The 18253-nt window shown below is 56.6% G+C and carries 15 protein-coding genes; 6 read left to right on the forward strand and 9 right to left on the reverse strand.

Going from position 1 to position 18253, the window contains the following annotated elements; genetic code table 11:
* The first annotated feature begins 217 nt into the window (after positions 1 to 217).
* From serA to HWU94_RS04545, 3 genes are all read left to right on the forward strand, one after another.
* Positions 218 to 1813 carry a phosphoglycerate dehydrogenase gene (gene serA, locus HWU94_RS04535; protein ID WP_185174492.1) on the forward strand — a complete coding sequence of 532 codons (1596 nt, stop codon included), beginning with the start codon at positions 218 to 220 and terminating at the stop codon, positions 1811 to 1813.
* A gap of 310 nt (positions 1814 to 2123) precedes the next feature.
* Complete coding sequence (locus tag HWU94_RS04540; protein WP_185174493.1) at positions 2124 to 2429, forward strand: hypothetical protein; 306 nt, start codon at positions 2124 to 2126, stop codon at positions 2427 to 2429.
* Positions 2426 to 3220 carry a hypothetical protein gene (locus HWU94_RS04545; RefSeq protein ID WP_185174494.1) on the forward strand — a complete coding sequence of 265 codons (795 nt, stop codon included), beginning with the start codon at positions 2426 to 2428 and terminating at the stop codon, positions 3218 to 3220. Before HWU94_RS04540 ends, HWU94_RS04545 begins: the two co-directional genes overlap by 4 nt.
* A gap of 311 nt (positions 3221 to 3531) precedes the next feature.
* Here HWU94_RS04545 and HWU94_RS04550 read toward each other — a convergent pair whose 3' ends face one another.
* The 4 genes from HWU94_RS04550 to HWU94_RS04565 all read right to left on the reverse strand — a co-directional run bounded on the left by HWU94_RS04550 (position 3532) and on the right by HWU94_RS04565 (position 7043).
* Positions 3532 to 3870 (reverse strand): hypothetical protein, encoded by a 339-nt coding sequence (locus HWU94_RS04550; protein WP_185174495.1) that lies wholly within the window; start codon positions 3868 to 3870, stop codon positions 3532 to 3534.
* 84 nt (positions 3871 to 3954) lie between these two features.
* Complete coding sequence (locus HWU94_RS04555; RefSeq protein ID WP_185174496.1) at positions 3955 to 4527, reverse strand: hypothetical protein; 573 nt, start codon at positions 4525 to 4527, stop codon at positions 3955 to 3957.
* A 3-nt stretch (positions 4528 to 4530) separates the two neighbouring features.
* The gene (locus HWU94_RS04560; RefSeq protein ID WP_185174497.1) at positions 4531 to 6771 is read right to left on the reverse strand and encodes an alpha/beta hydrolase; all 2241 of its coding nucleotides are present in this window, start codon (positions 6769 to 6771) and stop codon (positions 4531 to 4533) included.
* A 5-nt stretch (positions 6772 to 6776) separates the two neighbouring features.
* Positions 6777 to 7043, reverse strand: a complete 267-nt coding sequence (locus HWU94_RS04565; RefSeq protein WP_185174498.1) for a hypothetical protein — start codon at positions 7041 to 7043, stop codon at positions 6777 to 6779.
* Positions 7044 to 7328: 285 nt separating this feature from the next.
* On the opposite strand from HWU94_RS04565, the gene metG reads away from it, so the two are divergent.
* Positions 7329 to 8870 (forward strand): methionine--tRNA ligase, encoded by a 1542-nt coding sequence (metG, locus tag HWU94_RS04570; RefSeq protein WP_185174499.1) that lies wholly within the window; start codon positions 7329 to 7331, stop codon positions 8868 to 8870.
* A 97-nt stretch (positions 8871 to 8967) separates the two neighbouring features.
* On the opposite strand, the gene HWU94_RS04575 is transcribed toward metG, so the two are convergent.
* Positions 8968 to 10032, reverse strand: coding sequence for a hypothetical protein (locus HWU94_RS04575; protein ID WP_185174500.1), 1065 nt, complete (start codon positions 10030 to 10032; stop codon positions 8968 to 8970).
* Positions 10033 to 10251: 219 nt separating this feature from the next.
* Here HWU94_RS04575 and HWU94_RS04580 point away from each other — a divergent pair, with 219 nt between their 5' ends.
* Positions 10252 to 11067, forward strand: a complete 816-nt coding sequence (locus HWU94_RS04580; RefSeq protein ID WP_185174501.1) for a hypothetical protein — start codon at positions 10252 to 10254, stop codon at positions 11065 to 11067.
* Between the two features lie 52 nt (positions 11068 to 11119).
* On the opposite strand, the gene HWU94_RS04585 is transcribed toward HWU94_RS04580, so the two are convergent.
* From HWU94_RS04585 to HWU94_RS04600, 4 genes are all read right to left on the reverse strand, one after another.
* Positions 11120 to 13714, reverse strand: a complete 2595-nt coding sequence (locus HWU94_RS04585) for an FtsX-like permease family protein (RefSeq protein WP_185174502.1) — start codon at positions 13712 to 13714, stop codon at positions 11120 to 11122.
* A gap of 1 nt (position 13715) precedes the next feature.
* On the reverse strand, positions 13716 to 14465 hold the full coding sequence (locus HWU94_RS04590; protein WP_185174503.1) for an ABC transporter ATP-binding protein: 750 nt from the start codon (positions 14463 to 14465) through the stop codon (positions 13716 to 13718).
* A gap of 235 nt (positions 14466 to 14700) precedes the next feature.
* On the reverse strand, positions 14701 to 15381 hold the full coding sequence (locus tag HWU94_RS04595; protein WP_409348799.1) for a response regulator: 681 nt from the start codon (positions 15379 to 15381) through the stop codon (positions 14701 to 14703).
* Positions 15382 to 15438: 57 nt separating this feature from the next.
* Positions 15439 to 16686: a sensor histidine kinase gene (locus HWU94_RS04600; protein ID WP_185174504.1), complete on the reverse strand. Its 1248-nt coding sequence runs from the start codon at positions 16684 to 16686 to the stop codon at positions 15439 to 15441.
* A gap of 123 nt (positions 16687 to 16809) precedes the next feature.
* Here HWU94_RS04600 and thrC point away from each other — a divergent pair, with 123 nt between their 5' ends.
* On the forward strand, positions 16810 to 18237 hold the full coding sequence (gene thrC, locus HWU94_RS04605; protein ID WP_185174505.1) for a threonine synthase: 1428 nt from the start codon (positions 16810 to 16812) through the stop codon (positions 18235 to 18237).
* The last annotated feature ends 16 nt before the right edge of the window (positions 18238 to 18253 follow it).

Consider the following 18253-nt stretch of genomic DNA (forward strand, 5'->3'; position numbering starts at 1 on the left):
GAGCCGGCTACCTCACCCACCCAGGGCAAGGTGGCCGGCTCTTGCCAACCCCCAGTAAACTGGGGGAGCGGTCTAGCTACAGCCGTACGGTGAACTGTAGCCTAACCACCGCACTCCTGCTCTTTACAGAGCCCCCCTGCCAGCGGCGTCCTTAGGGTCCGAAGCGCCAGCTGCCCCACTTTCTCTAACCGTCACCCGCTATCTAAGGAAACCACCTGTGACTGCAAAACCCGTCGTTCTGCTCGCTGAAGAACTCTCACCCGCCACCGTTGAAGCCCTGGGCCCCGACTTTGAAATCCGCTCCTGCGACGGCGCCAACCGCGACGAACTCATCCCCGCCATTGCCGATGTAGACGCCATTCTGGTGCGCTCAGCCACCCAGGTCGACGCAGAAGCCATTGCCGCTGCCAAGAAGCTCAAGGTCATTGCCCGCGCGGGCGTTGGCCTCGACAACGTCGATATCAAGGCCGCAACCAAGGCCGGCGTCATGGTGGTCAACGCTCCCACCTCTAACGTCATTTCCGCAGCAGAACTCACCGTCGGGCACATCCTGGGGCTTGCCCGCAACATCTCAGCCGCCGATGCCTCCATGAAGGCAGGCCAGTGGAAGCGCTCCGCCTTCTCAGGCGTCGAGCTCTTTGAAAAGACCATCGGTATTATCGGCCTGGGCCGAATCGGTGGTCTGGTTGCAGAACGCCTCAAGGCCTTCGGCACCGAGATTATCGCCTACGACCCCTTCATCACCTCAGCCCGCGCAGCAGCCCTGGGCGCAGAACTGGTTGAACTGGATGAGCTAGTGGAGCGCTCTGACTTCATCACCATCCACATGCCCCGCACCCCCGAAACCCTGGGCATGATCAACGCCGAGAGCTTCAAGAAGATGAAGAAAACCGCCTACGTGGTCAACGTAGCCCGCGGTGGCCTGATCGACGAAGCAGACCTCGACGCAGCCCTGCGCTCGGGTGAAATTGCTGGCGCTGCCATCGACGTCTACGTCAAGGAACCCGCCAAGAACGTGCCCTTCGTTGAGCTGCCCAACGTCGTTGCCACCCCCCACCTGGGTGCCTCCACCTTCGAAGCCCAGGAAAAGGCAGGTATCTCGGTTGCAAAATCTGTGCGTCTGGCCCTTGAAGGCGACCTGGTGCCCGATGCCGTCAACGTCGCAGGTGGCGCCATCGACAAGGACGTCCGCCCCGGCGTCCCCCTGGCAGAGAAGGTTGGCCGCATCCTCACCGCCATCGGCGGCGATGAAGCCCTCACCCGTGTCGAGGTCAAGATCGCCGGCGAAATCGCCACCAAGGACGTCACCTCCCTCAAGCTCTCAGCCCTCAAGGGTGTCTTCACCGACGTCGTCTCAGACAAGGTTTCCTACGTCAACGCCCCCGTGCTAGCCGAACAGCGCGGCGTTGAGGTCGAGCTGGTTACCACCACCGATACCGAGTACTTCCGCAATGAAACCGTACTCACCGGTGCTCTCGCTAACGGTGAAGTGGTCTCCGTCGCCGGTACCGTCACCGGCCCCAAGCTCATCGAGAAACTGACCAACGTCAACGGTTATGATATCGAAATCCCCATCACCGACCACATGCTGGTGCTCGAATACGAAGACCGCCCGGGCGTCATTGCCGCTATCGGTACCCTGCTGGGCACCGCTTCCATTAACATCGCCGGTATGCAGGTCTCCCGCAATGACAAGAACGCTGAAGCCCTCTGCGTCCTTGCCCTGGACTCAGCCCTCTCAGCCGAGGTGCTCGAATCCATCAAGCGCGTGGTCAACGCTTCTCGCGCCGCAATTATCAACCTGGCTGACTAAGTGCTGAGCTAGCCTCGGTATCAGGTGCCTTCCCTCTCCCTCTCGGGAGAGGGAAGGCACCTTTTTTGTGCGCCGATAGGGGAGTAATCAGTGGGCTTATCAGTGGTTTTTGTGGGCTAAAGATAAATGTTTTGCCATATCAGGATGATGTTAGGAGCGTGAAAGTGATGCACAATACTGGTAGGTTAGAGCCGGTCGGTAGCAACCGCTGGTGCTTACAGCCTGTGAAATAACGGGCGTCCCGCGGGGAAATATCCCGGTAGTACCCACTGGTACTGGCACCCACAGACCCCGAGACAAAGGATGTTCAATGTCTTCTGCACGCCCCATTACCCGCCGGGGCCTGGCGCCCCTGTTCGTTGGAGGTATAGCGGCTATGACCCTACCCGTGGAACAGGCATCAGCTGCCACCGCTTCACCGCTGAGCCCCACCTCCTACCTTGCGCGAGGAACGGTTGCCCAGCGGAATGTCTCGCAGATGCACGTTCTCTCTAACTCTGCACAGATGGCCAGCTACCTCAAGAACCTACACAGCAGGTATGTGAGCGACCAATTCAAGGGCAAACTACCTTTGAGCGGTAACGTCTTTGCCTACAATATCCCCATCACACGGTGAACAGCAAAGACCCTGCTCAGCACTACGAATGGTTCTACAGCCTCGATAACCGGGTTAAGTACCAGAGCGCTGAGTACAAGAAGCTAATGGGCGCCGAAACGGCTGTCCGCCTGCCCGTTCCTAAAAACTTCCAGATTCCCGGTGGCGGCGACCGCTCTATCGCTATTTACGATCAGGGAACCGGTATCTGGCGCTCCCTCTACCAGGTCAACAAAACAACCAGCGGCAGCCATGCCGGCCAGTGGCACTACAGCTCTGGCGGCTACATTAAAGATGCCCACAAGCTCCCCGGCTCTAAGCACAGCCTGCAACTGACCGGTGGCACAAGCTCGGTGGTCGGTATGGCCAGTGAACTCACCCAAATCGGTATTGACGAGGTTCTTGCCGGTTCTATTAACCACGCAGTCTCTTTCACCCTACCCAATGCGCGTAGCGGCTTCTCCTGGCCCGCCCGCCAGGGTGACGGTAACCTATCCGATGCTCTTGCGCCGTACGAGGGGCAGTGGTTCCGTATCAACCCCGCCGTTAACCTCAATACTTTGGGGCTGCGCCCACTGACCCTCATGATTGCTAAGGCCGTGCAGAAATACGGTGGCTATGGTAGTGACCGTAACATCTGGTGCATGGCGGCTAACTATGAGTACGACACCACCCAGACCGAAGCAAACCAGGGCAATTCACGCTGGTACACCCAGGTGCAGAAAAAGTACGGCCAGGCACCCGAAAACCTGCACGACTTCCCCTTCCAGCACCTTCAGTTCGCTCCCAAGGACTGGCGCGGCGGGCTTTAGAATGAGCCGAAACCGGTGATATTTTCTGACGAGAGCAAGGCTCGTCGGCAGTATGCGTGGCAGGTCTAGTTGAGGCTGGTGGTTTGACCATCGACCCTAGTGCTAGACCTGCTGTGCTGTTTGTTCCGGTGAATGGGACTGCAACGGAGCAGTTGTAGGCTATCGGGCAATCACGCTTTTTAGCTACAAAACCTAAGCCCTATCAACACCGAATGAGGGAAGCTGTCATTCTTCGGGCTGATATACCCGGTAGTCGTAAGTGGGATTGCCAGGCTAGGTATAAAAGGGGAGGAACCCTGAAACAAACGTTTTTATCGATGCATTCCGTTTGAATAGATTGACCAGCCAGCTATAGCGGCGACAAAAGAAGCTATTGCAAAAGCAAGGATAATATATAAAATGGCGAGAATCGATGAAATTATTTTACTCTCACTCTTCCTAAAAAGAGGAACTAAAAGAGCTATACCTAAAAAGATGGCTGCGCCGTACGGCAGGAAGATACTTATGGGTGTGAGCTGTTGATCAGTGCCCCAAAATATGATTGATAGCTCAAGGAATACGCATGCAAGAAAACCTATGAGAGCCGCAATGATAATTCCGTTGGTAGAGCTCTGCTCAGGTTCGGGAGCGGGTGTCTTTTCCTGAGTCATTGTTATTTTCTCCAAAAAATATTAAGTAAAAAATCTGTCTCAAAAGAAATTGAGTAAAAAATAGGTTTTACCCAACAGCTGACTTTATTGTGCTATTTCAGCGGGAATGACTTCAGCGGTAGATTTCTGGTCATCTTCTAATCCAGGTAAACATTGCGTTTCTGCGTCAATTACTTCAAGCTTATCGGCAACTGAGTAAACTACGGTCGTCTGATCAGGCAAATCAGTGGCAATACTAAAAGAGACATCGTCTGCCCAAACATTGCGGACTTCGAGCCCTTTGGCTTCCCATGCATGTCTTACCTTTTCAGCTTTTTCTTTGAAGGTTGTGGTGGTTGGTGAAGGGTCTTCCATGGTGGCATAAATCTCGATTCTTCGATGGCTCGCATCACATGAAATAGGTGTGACATCAGCCCAGGACGATTCTTTGTAGGGGAAATTTTCTTTGCCGTGTTTCCATTTAAATTTTTTGTAGTCCCCGTTGGCTGAGGCAGCTAGCGTTACTGTGGTGTAGAGATTTTTATATACTTCGTTGGCCGATAGTGTAGCTGTTGATTCTGAGGCTTGTGGGGTGTTCATGGTGCCGCATCCTGTTATGAGAAGTTGTGAACAGATGGTGATTGATAGCAGTATTTTTCTGATCGGGTTCTTGTTCATGTTTTACTCTGTCTTTTGGACGTCTTCCCAGTCGATTCCACGAGCTCGAGCATATTCTCGAAGCTCCTCTTGGCTTACGGGCGTCTTTCGGTCATTATCAGGTAAATAGGTGTAATTATTTGGTCCGACAGATTTGATCTCAGTGAAGTCTGAGGAGTCTACGTAATCAAGTAGCCTACCAATTTTGTCTCTGTGACCGGTGGTCCATAGAGATGTTTGGTAAAGAGCTGATGTACCAGGTTTGAGATAGCCCTCAAGACCATCCTCATCATAAAGGGCGTGACCGTCCGTATCTTGAAGATAGATACCCTCTTGGGTATAACCACCATCTGAAGTAAGCTCAGTGGGTTTGGCTCCATCTAAGGTTGATATATCCGAGGGATTTGTTTTATTCCAGAATTTGAGGTAACCCATAGGAGCTATAGTGTCCTCTGAGGCATGTGTATAGGCAATATTATTGATATCCACAGCTAAATGATCCGGATGGGATTTCACATAATCCACTTGTTTTTGGTCAAGCCCCGCAGATCCTAGAAAGACAGCGCTATCAACTTGAGTTTTCATTTCCGTCATACCAGAAAAGGTCGTATCTGTTCCATAGGAATGAGCAACAGTATTCAGGCGAATATTTTCCTCTCCCCTTAAGGTATTCAGCGTATCGAGATCCTGAGCGTAGCGGTGCCCACCTTCATGTGCTTTATCATTATCGAGAACGGAAAGGTCTTCTGTAGGCCCCTTGGGTGCTTCATAATTCATCCAGGCAACAGTTGCATGTTTTATTTCCCCGTTCCCGTTTTTCTTATAAGAAAATTCTTCAGCTTTGTAGAGGGAAGCGGCTGATCTGATGTGGTTGTTGACGTCACTGTCTCGAAGAGCACTATTATCAATGCCATGCGTAAGATAACTAATTGACTCTGCTTCGTCTAAATTACCAAATGCGAAAGCTGCTTTTATATCATCCCAATGCTCTTCATCTAAGCGGCCTGTTGATACTTCAAAGGTGATAATCTGTACGTCAGGATAGTTAGCTTTATTTTCCTCATACTGCTTAAGCATATTTCTTGCCGTGCCACGTACATTATCTGGCAAATACAGCTTTTCAAGATCGAACGGGGAATCAGGCAACTCAAGACCATCAACTTTCTCAAGATTTCTGGCTTCTTCAGAATCCTGAGAAAGAATCCTCACCAAATTCACATTGGCCTCTGACCTATAGGTGTACTGAATACCCTGCATATTTCCAACAAGACCGGGAGCATATTGGATAAGAGCTTTTCGCTGCGCTTCGTTCAAAGTTCCAGGTGGTACCTGATCATCAACATTTATTGAACGCCAGTTCCCCTCAGAATCAATGAATTGATTCTGAGCATTCCACCACTTCTGGCCATCTTTCGCGCGTTGCACGTTGTCTCCACCAATAGGATTCGTAGCAAACACCGCGTATTTTGGATTGGCAATGAAAAAAGTCTGAATCTGTTCAGGCGTCATCTGTGAGAGCAGATCCAGTAACCGTGGCATATCTTCTTCCGATGTTCTAGCATCTTCAAATGCACGTATCAGGGTCAATGAATCAAAAAGATCAAAACTCGTCAAGACATCACTAGGGGTTCTAAAAGGATTACCTTGATGAGAGGTGCCACCACGGTTGTTATAGAGAGCGTCGACCGAATCGGCAATCGAATACTGCCCAATAATCTCAGAAGCCTTTGTCGAATATTCCTCCCGGATATCATCAACAATTCTTTGCGCATCAGCAATTGCCGCATCAGCGTCAGCAATATCCCCACGCAAACCACCATGCCCCGTCCACCCATGAATTGTTAGGGCAATAATCGGATCAGGGCTTTCATCTTGCTGAGCCTCTTCCTCCAGCCTCGCAATCTTATCCTGCGCATCGTTTTTCGTTGCTTGAGCATCTTGAGCTGATTTCAATGCAGCATCAGCACGCTCCTGCATACCTCTTAACTGTCTTTCCCATTTACTTACAGCATCAGATGCCTTTTCATAGGCATAGGCTATATGAGACACTAGGCCCGCACCGTCTGAAGCTACCGCCTCAAGCCTGCGGATTCGGTTACCCTCACCATCGATACTCGTGTATTCCAAAAGAGACTCACGATAAGGATCAATAAGATAGTTGCGCTGTTCCCACCAAAAGTTTGAGATGGAAATCCAGGCATCGGGATCTCCGGGGCAGGGATCCCCTCCAGTCAGAGGGGACCAATCACTAGGACGTGTAGACATGGACCCTATTTCCCTCCTTCATCTGCTGCTTTAAACGACCTATAAGCTTCTTGCGCTCCGTCGCGGGCATTGGTAAATGCTTCCATCGCGCTAGTCAGAAGCTTTCCGTCCTGCCCTCTAACTACACTGGCATGGTGCTCAGCTACCGGGTCCTGGCTTGCAGAGTGTTCGCAGGCAGTACTAGCTAGGGTCTCAAAGTTTGCTCGGGTTTTTTCGAAGATATCTATGACCGATTGGAGGTCTTCGTATCTGAAATTAAGAGTATCGGTCATCCTCGCCAGCTCTTTCTATCTGCATCTTGGAGTAGTTACTGTTCTAACGGTACCAGGTAAGTATTCAGGCTCATGGTTCTACTTGGGTAGATGCACAGCTGAAAGTTTTAGGAGTAGCAGTTACGGCTATCTTATGGTTTGATCTATCTCTCCCGCTAGCCCAGACTCGCTTAGTTCACTGTGATAGACCCAGCCCTTTGCTGCTAGCCCCTGCGGGAATAGTTCTTACCCCGAAGTGGGGTGGGCTGGTCGCCGGTTCCTTCCCCAACCTGTAAAATCGTGACTATGACTGCTACCCCCTACTACATCACCACCGCAATTTCTTACCCCAACGGCGCCCCTCACATCGGGCATGCTTACGAGGTTATTGCCGCCGACACCATGGCCCGCTTCAAGAAGCTTGACGGCTTCGACGTGCGCTTCATGACCGGTACCGATGAGCACGGGCAGAAGATGCAGACCACCGCTGCCAAACAGGGCAAGACCCCTAAGGAACTGGCAGACGAGAACTCAGCCCGCTTCCGCGCTATGGCCGATCTGGTAGGTGCCGACTACGACCGCTTTATCCGCACCACCGATACCGACCACTACGCTGCCTCTCAGGCCATCTGGAAGAAGATGGAAGAGAACGGCGATATCTACCTGGATAAGTACGCTGGCTGGTACTCGGTGCGCGACGAGGCCTACTACACCGACGACGAAACCGAGGTGCGCGACGGCGTCCGCTACGCTATCTCAACCGGTACCGAGGTTGAATGGACCGAAGAGGAATCCTACTTCTTTCGTCTCTCCAAGTACGGCGATCGCCTGCTGGAGCTCTACTCCACCGAGGGGTTCATCTACCCCGAATCCCGCCGCAATGAGCTGGCCGCCTTCATCAAGAACGGCCTGACCGACCTTTCCATCTCCCGCACCACCTTCGACTGGGGCGTACCTGTACCCGGCAACGAAAAGCACGTTATGTATGTCTGGGTGGACGCCCTGACCAACTACATCACCGGTCTGGGCTACCCCGATACCGAGGGTGAACTCTTTTCTAAGTTCTGGCCCGCTGATCTTCATCTGATTGGTAAAGACATCACCCGCTTCCACGCCATCTACTGGCCCGCCTTCCTCTGGTCAGCCGGTCTTGAGATCCCCAAGCGGGTCTTTGGCCACGGCTTCTTGCTGGTTGACGGCGAGAAGATGAGCAAGTCCATCGGCAATGTGGTTGACCCCGCTGACCTGGTTGCCAGCTTCGGCCTGGACCAGCTGCGCTTCTTCCTGCTGCGCGATGTTTCCTTCGGCCAGGATGGCTCCTACTCAGCTGAAGGCATCAAGAACCGTATTAACTCCGACCTAGCCAACGACCTGGGTAACCTAGCCCAGCGCTCCCTCTCCATGGTCGCAAAGAACTGCGAGGGTAAGGTTCCTGCCCACGGCGCCTTCACCGCAGAAGATACCGCCATGCTTGAGATGGCAGCTTCCTTGTACGAGCCCGTCCGCGCTGACTTCGACGAGCAGGCCTTCCACCGCGCCCTGGAGCGCATCTGGCAGGTCGTGGGCGAAGCTAACCGCTACTTCACCGCCCAGGAGCCCTGGAAGCTGCGCAAGACCGACCTGGAGCGCATGAACACCGTGCTCTACGTGACCGCGGAGGTGCTACGCATCGTCGCAACCCTCACCCAGCCGGTTATGCCCACCTCCATGGGCAAGATGCTCGACCTGCTGGCGGTTGCTCCCGAGAACCGCCTCTTCGTAGCACTTGACCGGGCTCTGGAACCCGGCACCGAGCTACCCGCACCGGCCCCCATCTTCCCCCGCTATGAGGAGCCCAAGAGCGCCTAGGCTACTAGCGGCGTTTCCTAGCAATGCATTAAAGGACGCGTCCCCCACCTTTCGCAGGAAAGGTGGGGGACGCGTCCTTATTCTCACTCCTGAGGGATTAGAACCAACCCAGGTTTGTGACCTTGTAGTAGATCATCTGCGACAGGGCAACGTAACCCCAGCCGTTCAGGTGCAGACCGTCTGAGGAATACAGAGACGGCGGAACCCGCCCAGCCTCGTAGGCCTTACGGTCCTCATCAGACGACCAAACTCCGGAACCAGAAAGAGCGCCGTACCGCAGCCAGGATTCCTGGGTCGTCTCGCGTAGATAGGTCTCAGGGTTCATAAACAAATCCCCGTAGGTATCTGCCGCCCAGGAATTATAGGCCTGCGCCTGCTTGAGCCGGTCAGACCCCGTGCCATCTCCGCGGGAGCCAAAGTGCCCCATAACAATCGTACGTTCGGGAGCCAAATCAAAGCATGCCTGGGTGTTCTTCTGCAGGAGCGAAAGTTCAGGCATGTTATTTCGACCGATCTGAATGACATGGTACGAGGACCGACTAATCATCTCTTGATAAGAGTAAAACCAGGCAGCCTGAGTTTGAGCTGGTGCATATATTTCGTCCCCAGCAACCATGCGAGTAAAGAGATAGGTACCCTCAGTATCGGTTGCTTCCAGTACGCCAGCTACACCGCCTACATAACCGGGCACATAGGCACTTGACCCCCACGCGACGTTTGAATCAGAGAGGGAGACCGTGACGCTGCCGCTGGCAGGAATACGGTCTTTGGGAAAGGAGAGCTTATAGATGTTGCTTGCTACACCGCGGCGGGCAGCAATCATGGTTGAGGTCTCGCCACCACGGCCGAACTCTAGAACAGGGGCTGAGAGGTAGCTGCTGAGCAGGGTCTTCATACGGGCGTCAAAACCTGCGGGAACACCCTGTTCTGCCTGGGCACCTTCGAAGGAGGAGCTACCCCATAGGGCTAGAGAGGGGCCAGAAACAGTGGGGTAGGTGAGGTCGGCGGGGAAGACACTAGAGCTGGCATCTGCGGCATGGGCTGTAGCGTTGATGGCTACGGTCCCTGCTGCGGTGGCAACACCTGCCACACCTGTAAGCGCGGCAAAGCGCATGAGGCCACGGCGGCTGGTCTGAAGTCCTTGCTGATCAAGGGAGGTCATAACGGTAGTAGTCTGCTTTCTGTGACGAGGTCGTCGTGGATTCATTCAGGGATTGTGGTGATGCTGCTTATTCATAGTAGTTAGAATTGAGGCTGATTATCTAGGGAGGACGCCGTGTCATTACTTACGAACCGCTGTGTAAAAGGGATCGCAGTACTTGGCTGTTTCACAGCTTTGGGGCTGGCTGGTTGTTCTTCGCAGCCCCAGAACTTTGACGAGTTGACCGCAGAGACCGCCAAGACTGAGCACATTGACAGTTTGCAGTCCTGGATTTTCCCGCCAGCTGAGGCTGAGTCTGCCCGCCGGGCTTTTGTGGAGCGCTGTGTGGCTGAAACCGGAGGTATTTATAAGGAGCCTGAGGCTGGACTAACACTAGATTCTGCCGTTTACACTGGCCGCACGACCGAGGAGTTGAAGGCTTCTGGCTATGGGCAGCTCCCGGCAGCCGAGGGGCGGGCGACCGCCAGCTTTGACGAGGCGGGGCTGGACGCCTACCTGGGTAAGGACGGCGAGACCTTTACCGTCACCTTCATGGAGTATTCCAGTGGAGAACTGAACTCGGCTGGCTGCATGACCCAGAGCTACGAGTACATCTATGGTTCTGTGGAGAGCGGCGTGAAGGCTGCCCTGCTAGCACCTGAGTTTGCCCAGGCCATTGATACTAGTTTGCGGGCCGATGAGAACTACCTGACCCTGCAGGAGTCGTGGGCTACCTGCATGAAGGACGCGGGGTTCGGCCAGGTCTCAAGCACCGACCAGGCAGCCTACAGCGCTAGCCTGCTGAGGGCAGATAGCGCCGAGAAGATGCTGCAGGCCGATATCTCCTGCCGTGAGAGCATTTCCTTTGACTCTTCTATCACCGACCTGAAGAACTCCTACTATGAGGCTGTCTACCAGCGTCTTGAGCAGTTCTCTAAAGAGCTCGAAGCGATTCACGCTACAGCCGGGGAGCGGGTTGCCGCTGATAAGACCGACCCCAAGAACACCTCATCGGTGACGGTACCTACCCCCACCGCTAGCCCCTCTGCCAGCTAGGGCAGGGGCGGGCGTCCGCTTCTCTGAGGGGGCGGACGCCCGCTTCGCCCCGCTAGTTCACCTCCTGTAGGGCGGCAACCGGCGGTATGCGGGAGGCTGACCGGGCCGGGAAAAAGACCGTGGCCCAGGCCAGGGCAAGGCCGCCTGCGATAACCGCTAGGTAGTGCCAGGCATGCACGCTGTAGACCAGGTTGAAATTGTTGACAGCAAAAACCTGGAGCAGGAGTAGGGCGGTAGCAAGGCCGGCTCCAGCACCCCAGATGAGGGAGAAGACAGCCAGTAGCAGGGTTTCGTAGCTGACAGCGGCCTGCAATCGACGGCTGGAGAGGCCGTTGATACGAAGTAGGGCGTAGGACCTGCGCCGCTGCTGGGTGCTCAGTAGCTGGGTGTTGGCAAGCCCCACGAGTGAGACCAGCAGTGAGGCCGATAGAAGCCCCAGAACGACCCAGAGAACTGAGCGCATATCACCCTGCAAGCGGGCTTTTTCGGTGGCTATACCCGAAAGTTCACCCGCGTCGAGGCCGGTGATTTCGGCGATGGGGTTGAGCACAGAGAACCGGTCGCCCCAGCTGATACCGGGGTCAAAATCGGCTAGGAGCAGGCCTGCCTCGATGTTCTCTCCGGTGGGGGCTACCAGGTCCGTACCGCTGATGAGGGTGCCATTCTGCGTGGTGATGAGGAAGCCGCGCAGCGTATCGGGGGTGATGCTGACGGTGAGTTCTACAGCGTCACGGGTTCCTTCGATGTAGAGCTGCTGGCCCTCCTGAAACCCGAAGGAATCTGCATAGGCCTGGCTCAGTAGAACCGTCTGCTCGGTTAGCTTCTGGCCGGTCTGCTCACCGTGCAGGCGGGTGAAGGTTTCGGGATCTACGGAATAGACCGTTGTGCTGAACCAGCTATCAGACGAGGTCACCACACTACCCTGAGGCAGGGCCGCAAGGGCAGCGTCAACACCGTCGAGCTGGGAAACCTGGCGCTGTATCTCCTGCAGGCGGGCGGCATCTGGTTCGGCAAGTACCGCTTCAACGTCGTAGGGGTAGTCGCGGTCTAGCTCTGCCATGAAGCTCTGCTGCATGGTGGAATAACCGGTGAGGGCTGCGCTGACGAAGGCCGCGCAGATAAAGACCATACGCACGGTCACCGAGGCGGACGCCCGTGATTGGGCGATATTGCTGTGGGCCAGGGCCGCGGTGGAGTAGGGGCGGGCAAAGATTCGGAGCAGGGCGATGCCCGGTGCGACGAGCAGGGGAGCTGCCACCACGAAGGTAAGGGCGGCCAGAACCGTAGCCAGCATGATGAGACCCGCATGGCTCTCCTGAAGACCGGCTAAGGCGCAGACTACTGTAGCCAGGGTGAGTACCAGGCAGAGGACGACATAAGCCCAGGTGTGCATGGTGCGGGGAGCGTTCGGAAGCTCCTGGTAGCCGTTGAGCGCTGCCACCGGCGGTATAGTCCGGGTTGCCCAGACCGGCTTGAGTACGGCGGCGAGGGTGACGAGCGTGCAGACCAGCATGGCGAGGGCACCCGCTAGGGGGTTAAAGGTGATGCGGCCACTTTCGTTGAAAACTAGAGCGGCAAGGTAGGCGGTTACGATACCTGCGAGGGAGGAGAGTGCGCCGAGGGCTGCTGCCTCAACCAGGAGCATGCGCACCACCGCTAGGCAGGTAGCGCCCAGGGTACGGAGCAGAGCCAGTTCACGGGAGCGGGCTGCCGCATGCACCTTGTAGGTGCTGGCGATGATGAAGGAGCTCATAAGGAGCGAGAGAGCCCCAAAACCGAAAAGAATAGAGAGCAGGGCAGTGTAGCTGCCCACTTCCTTGCCGACATCGTTCTTGATCTGTTCTTCAACCGACGAGACGGTAAGGCCGGGAGAGCTGGCAAGAGCCTGCTTGAGCTCCACTAAGGATGTGGAGGTGGGGTCTTTGAGCTTCAGAAGAACCTGTTTGTAGATGCCGTCGGGGGTAATCACCCAGTAGGCTTGGCTGCGTTCGATGTAGTTTGCTACACCGTTACCCGTTGTAAAGACCATATCTGGTCCCGCTCTGTAGCCTGTGGGGCGTTCGTAGATACCGGTGACGGTGTAGGCCGCCTGGGGGAGGGGCTCTGTCAGGTCGGTCTGCTCGGTTACGGTAGAAAGATCATCGAGAACGACCGTCCCGCCCACCCCTACAGAGAGAGCTTCGGCTGTCCGGTCGGTAATCACTATCTGATGGGCGGACGCCGGTAGGCTGCCCTCTTTCAGAGGATAGGGGAAGAAGGCCTCGGTTGGCATATCGGCCTGGACGATGCTGTAGGTGCTCTCTGCCTGCTCTCCTTCAGCCCGTGTATGGATAACGGAGTAGGTAGAGGCCACTGCCCAGGCCGATTCAACTGCGGGAAGACTCATCACCCGGTCGGCCTGCTCCTTGCTGAGAAGGAAGTCGGTGGCGTCCCCTTGAGTGAATTTGTTGGTGGTTTCAACAACGGCATCGGCGGTGGAGTACTTCTGGCCTGCTGCCTGCCTCACCTCGTCATAGAAGGAGGTATTAATCAGTAGCACAGCGGTGAGAAAGAAGGCTGAAATTGCGATGCCGATAGAGGTGAGGGCAAAGCGCAGGCGGTGCTTGCCCAGGTTAGAAAAGGCAACGGTAGCTAAGGTGGTAGCCATCTTAATCACCTAGCCTTGCCAGGGCTGAGAGCACACTGGTCTGGGTGGGGGCTTCGAGACCACCGGCTAGCTGGCCGTCCTTGAGCAAGAGCACCCGATCAGCGTAAGAGGCCGCGAGCGGGTCATGGGTCACCATCAGAATGGTCTGCCCCTGTTCCCGGCTGGCCTGCTGTAGGAGCCTCAGCACCTCGGTACTGGTCACCGAGTCGAGGGCGCCGGTGGGCTCGTCCGCAAAAATGACGGCCGGGCGCGGGAGCAGGGCTCGGGCGATCGCCACCCGCTGCTGCTGCCCGCCGGAGAGCTGGGAAGGCAGGTGCTTGAGGCGGTCCTCAAGGCCCAGGGTACGTACCAGCTCATCGCGCCAGATGGTATCAACCGCCATCTTGGCCAGGCCCAGGGGCAGCTCCATATTCTGGGCCGCTGTGAGCGTGGGAATCAGATTGAAGGCCTGAAAAATAAAGCCGATATTACGGGCCCGGAACTCAGCTAGGGCAGCGTCTTTGAGCCCCGTCAGCTCTACGCCCTTGACCTGTACGGACGTCTGCTCCCCGGGGTCGGGGGCATCGAGAGTTGCCAGGGTGTGCAGCAGGGTTGACTTGCCGGAGCCAGAGGGGCCCATGATGGCCGTGAACTTGCCCCGCTCAAAATCAATGGAAATATTGCGCAGGGCGTGCACGGGGGACTCGCCCGCGTAGGTTTTAGAAAGATTCCGGGCAGAAACAGCGATGGGAATAGCGTGTGAGGTGCTCATATACCCAGTATGGCAAGGCAGTGGGGTAGGGCACATCGCACTAGGGAGTGAAGCGAAAGGGGCAGGCCTCATACCTAGGTATGAAATAGGCTCGTATGAAATAGGTTCCGCAGACTCACGCTCGCTGCCGACCCTCTCGCCCGATTCGCTTCGCTCATACGGCGATTCACGCCAGCCACCGAGCCAGCAGCTTCGCTGTGAGTCTGCGGAACCTAATAATTTTCAGTATCGAAGGTTAAACCAGCCCTGCCTCGTAGGCAATAATCACTGCCTGCACGCGGTCGCGGGCCTCAAGCTTAGCCAGAATATGCGAGACATGGGTTTTGACGGTCGCCTCAGAAACAAAGAGCTGCTGGGCCATCTCACCGTTCGATAGGCCCTGGGCAATGAGCAAGAAGAGCTCGCGCTCGCGGTTGGTCAGGCTGGCAATTTTTTCAGCGTGTTTCTGGGGGGCCGGCTGGGTGGGTGCGCCCCCTGCCAGCTGGGGAATCATCTGTTCAAGCAGCCGCTTGGTGGCGCTGGGGGCGATGACGGCGTCCCCGCGCTGCACCGTCCGAATGGCTCCGAGAAGCTGCTCTGGCGGGGCGTCCTTGAGCAGGAAGCCGCTGGCCCCGCGTTGCACCGCAGCGTAGACGTAGTCGTCGATATCGAAGGTGGTCAGCATAACCACCTTGACCTCCGGGTGGGCTGCGATGATAGCGCCGGTGGCTTCGATGCCATCGAGCACCGGCATGCGCACGTCCATGAGCACTACATCAGGCCCCAGCCCCGCGGCCTGCAGCTCGGCGACCAGCTCGATAGCCTGCTGGCCGTCCCCGGCCTGGGCCACCACCTGCATATCGGCCTGCGACCCAATCAGCATAGCCAGGCCAGAACGTACAAGCTGCTGGTCATCTACAAGAAGAACTCTAATCACGGTTTTACTCTATCGCTCCTGGTCATCATCGGTTGGTTGGTTCTTATTCAAGCGGGTCTAGGGCACGAAGGGAATCTGGGCAAAAACCCTAAAAGACCCATCGGCTAGGCGGCCGTAGTGCAGGGTGCCGTGGTACATATCGACGCGCTCGCGCATGCCCAGCAGCCCCCGACGGGCACCGGGCAGGGGCTGGGTGGGCTCGGCCTGGGGCAGGTTGGTGATATCGATATCCAGGGTCTGCTTACCCTCGCTAATGGTGACGGTCACCAGGGGAGTGCCCGGGCAATGCTTGGCCACGTTGGTCAGGGCCTCTTGCACAATACGGTAGATGGTCAGGTCGGCGCCCTGCGGTAGTTTCTCTTCAACCCCCGATACCGTGCTAAAGCGCACCGGTATGCCCAGCTTCTGTGTTTGCTCAACGAGCTGGGGGACGTTGTGCAGGGCCGGGAGGGGCTCAACGGTGGTGCCCTTATCGGTGCGCAGGACCCCCAGCAGGGTACGCATCTGTTGCAGGGACGACCGCGCCGCCTCAGAAATCGTGCCCAGGGCGGCTAGCTCCACGGGCTCATTCTGCGCGGACGCCCCCGCCCCGCTCCCAGCCTGCTGGGCAGCGGCAGCGTAGCGGGCGCCGTCCGCCTGGGCAATGATGACAGACAGTGAATGAGCCACGATATCGTGCATTTCGCGGGCAATGCGGGCCCGCTCATCGAGGGCGGCAAGGGCCCGTTCCTGCTCCCGCTCGTGCTCTAGCTGGCGGTTCCGCTCAATTAGGGCCCGGTGGCGATTCTCGCGAAGCCGCCGGGAGTCGCCAAAGAACCAGGCAATCGTGACAATCGCCGCGCAGATAAAAGCAGCAGTTAGGGCGGTGGCGTAGAACTCGAAGGAACTGGGGTTATAGACCAGAAAGGGGCGGGCGAAAACAAACCCACCGACGACTGAAGCTAAGAGAGCTACGACAAAAATTCCAATACGCACCGGCCTCGAAAAATACCGCACCAGGTGGTAAACCATCACCGGGGCAGCCCACCAGGAACCCACCGCCGGGTACTGGGCGGGTATGGTAACCAACAGCGACACCACCACCAGAACCAAGACCAGAATCGGCCGGGAATACCTGAAGTAGAGACTCGACGTAGCAACCAGCCAGGCCACTATATAAACCAGCGCCCAGGTTCCCTCCACCATAGAGAGACCGAAGGCAAGCGTTATCACCAGGGTCAGTATCTGCCCCAGGGCAACAGCAAACGCATTGACCAGCTTCTTCCGGCGCTGAGTAGTAGCCAGTTCTATCTGTAGGGTATCCACCTTCCTAAGTCTAAAAGCCGCCCCGACCCCGGGAAGGCGGCGGCGGGCGTCCGCACCCCAAATTCATACCGCAGTATGAGCGCCTAGCACCACCGGCCGGGCAGTTTCGGTAGGCTTGTATCCATGCAGTACATCTCAACCCGCGACACCACCCGCACCCCAGCTAAGTTCACCGATATTCTGCTCGGCGGTCTTGCCCCCGATGGCGGCCTCTACCTGCCCGAAACCTACCCCACCCTCGACGACGCCACTCTGACCCGCTGGCGTGCTGTGCTTGCTGAGGAAGGCTACGCAGCCCTGGCCGCAGAAGTACTGCAGCTCTTCATCGACGATATCCCGACTGAAGACATCAGGGCTATGACCGCCCGGGCCTACTCCTACCCCAAGTTCGCCTCAGAAGAGATTGTTCCGGTGACCGAACTGGAACCTGGCATCCTGATTGGCCACCTGTCTGAGGGGCCCACCGCCGCCTTCAAGGACATGGCCATGCAGCTGCTGGGCGAGCTCTTCGAATACGAGCTGGGCCGCCGCGGCGAAACCCTCAACATTGTGGGTGCCACCTCGGGCGATACCGGTTCATCTGCCGAATACGCTATGCGCGGCCGCCCCGGTATCAAAGTTTTCATGCTCACCCCCGCTGGCCGTATGACCCCCTTCCAGCAGGCTCAGATGTTCGGCCTGGACGACGAAAACATCTTCAACGTCGCCCTCGATGGCGTCTTCGATGACTGCCAGGACGTCGTCAAAGCTATCTCAGCTGACGCTGCCTTTAAGACTGATAAGCGTATCGGTGCGGTGAACTCCATTAACTGGGCCCGCCTGATGGCTCAGATTGTCTACTATGTTTCATCCTGGATTCGCGCTACCAAAAGCAACGACCAGCAGGTTTCCTTCTGCGTACCCACCGGTAACTTCGGTGACATCTGTGCCGGCCATATCGCCCGCCAGATGGGCCTGCCCATCGACCGTCTGATTGTTGCCACCAACGAGAACGACGTGCTCGACGAATTCTTCCGCACCGGCGACTACCGGGTGCGTTCCTCGGCTGATACCTACGAGACTTCCAGCCCCTCCATGGATATCTCCCGCGCGTCCAACTTTGAGCGCTTCATCTACGACCTGCTGGGCCGTGACGCTGAGCGTACCGCCGATCTCTTTGGTCTCAAGGTGCGTCAGGGCGGCTTCTCCCTGACCGATGACCCTGCCTTTGCAGAGGCAGCTGAGCGCTACGGCTTTGCCTCGGGCCGCTCAACCCACGCCGACCGCGTCGCCACCATCCGCGATGCCAATGAGCGCCTGGGTGTGCTGCTTGACCCCCACACCGCGGACGGCGTCAAGGTCGCTCGTGACTGGGCAGAGAAGGTGGATACCCCCATCATCTGCCTGGAAACCGCCCTGCCGGTCAAGTTCGCTGAAACCATCCTTGAAGCCACCGGCGCCGAGCCCGCTATCCCTAAGCGTTTTGCCGGCATCATGGACGCCGACCGCCACGTGATTGACCTGCCCAACGAGGTTGAGGCGGTCAAGGAGCTGATTGAGAAGAATGTCTAACCTTTCTCACCACCTA

It is taken from the genome of Rothia nasimurium, assembly GCF_014217215.1.
Classification (GTDB): Bacteria; Actinomycetota; Actinomycetes; order Actinomycetales; family Micrococcaceae; genus Rothia; species Rothia avistercoris.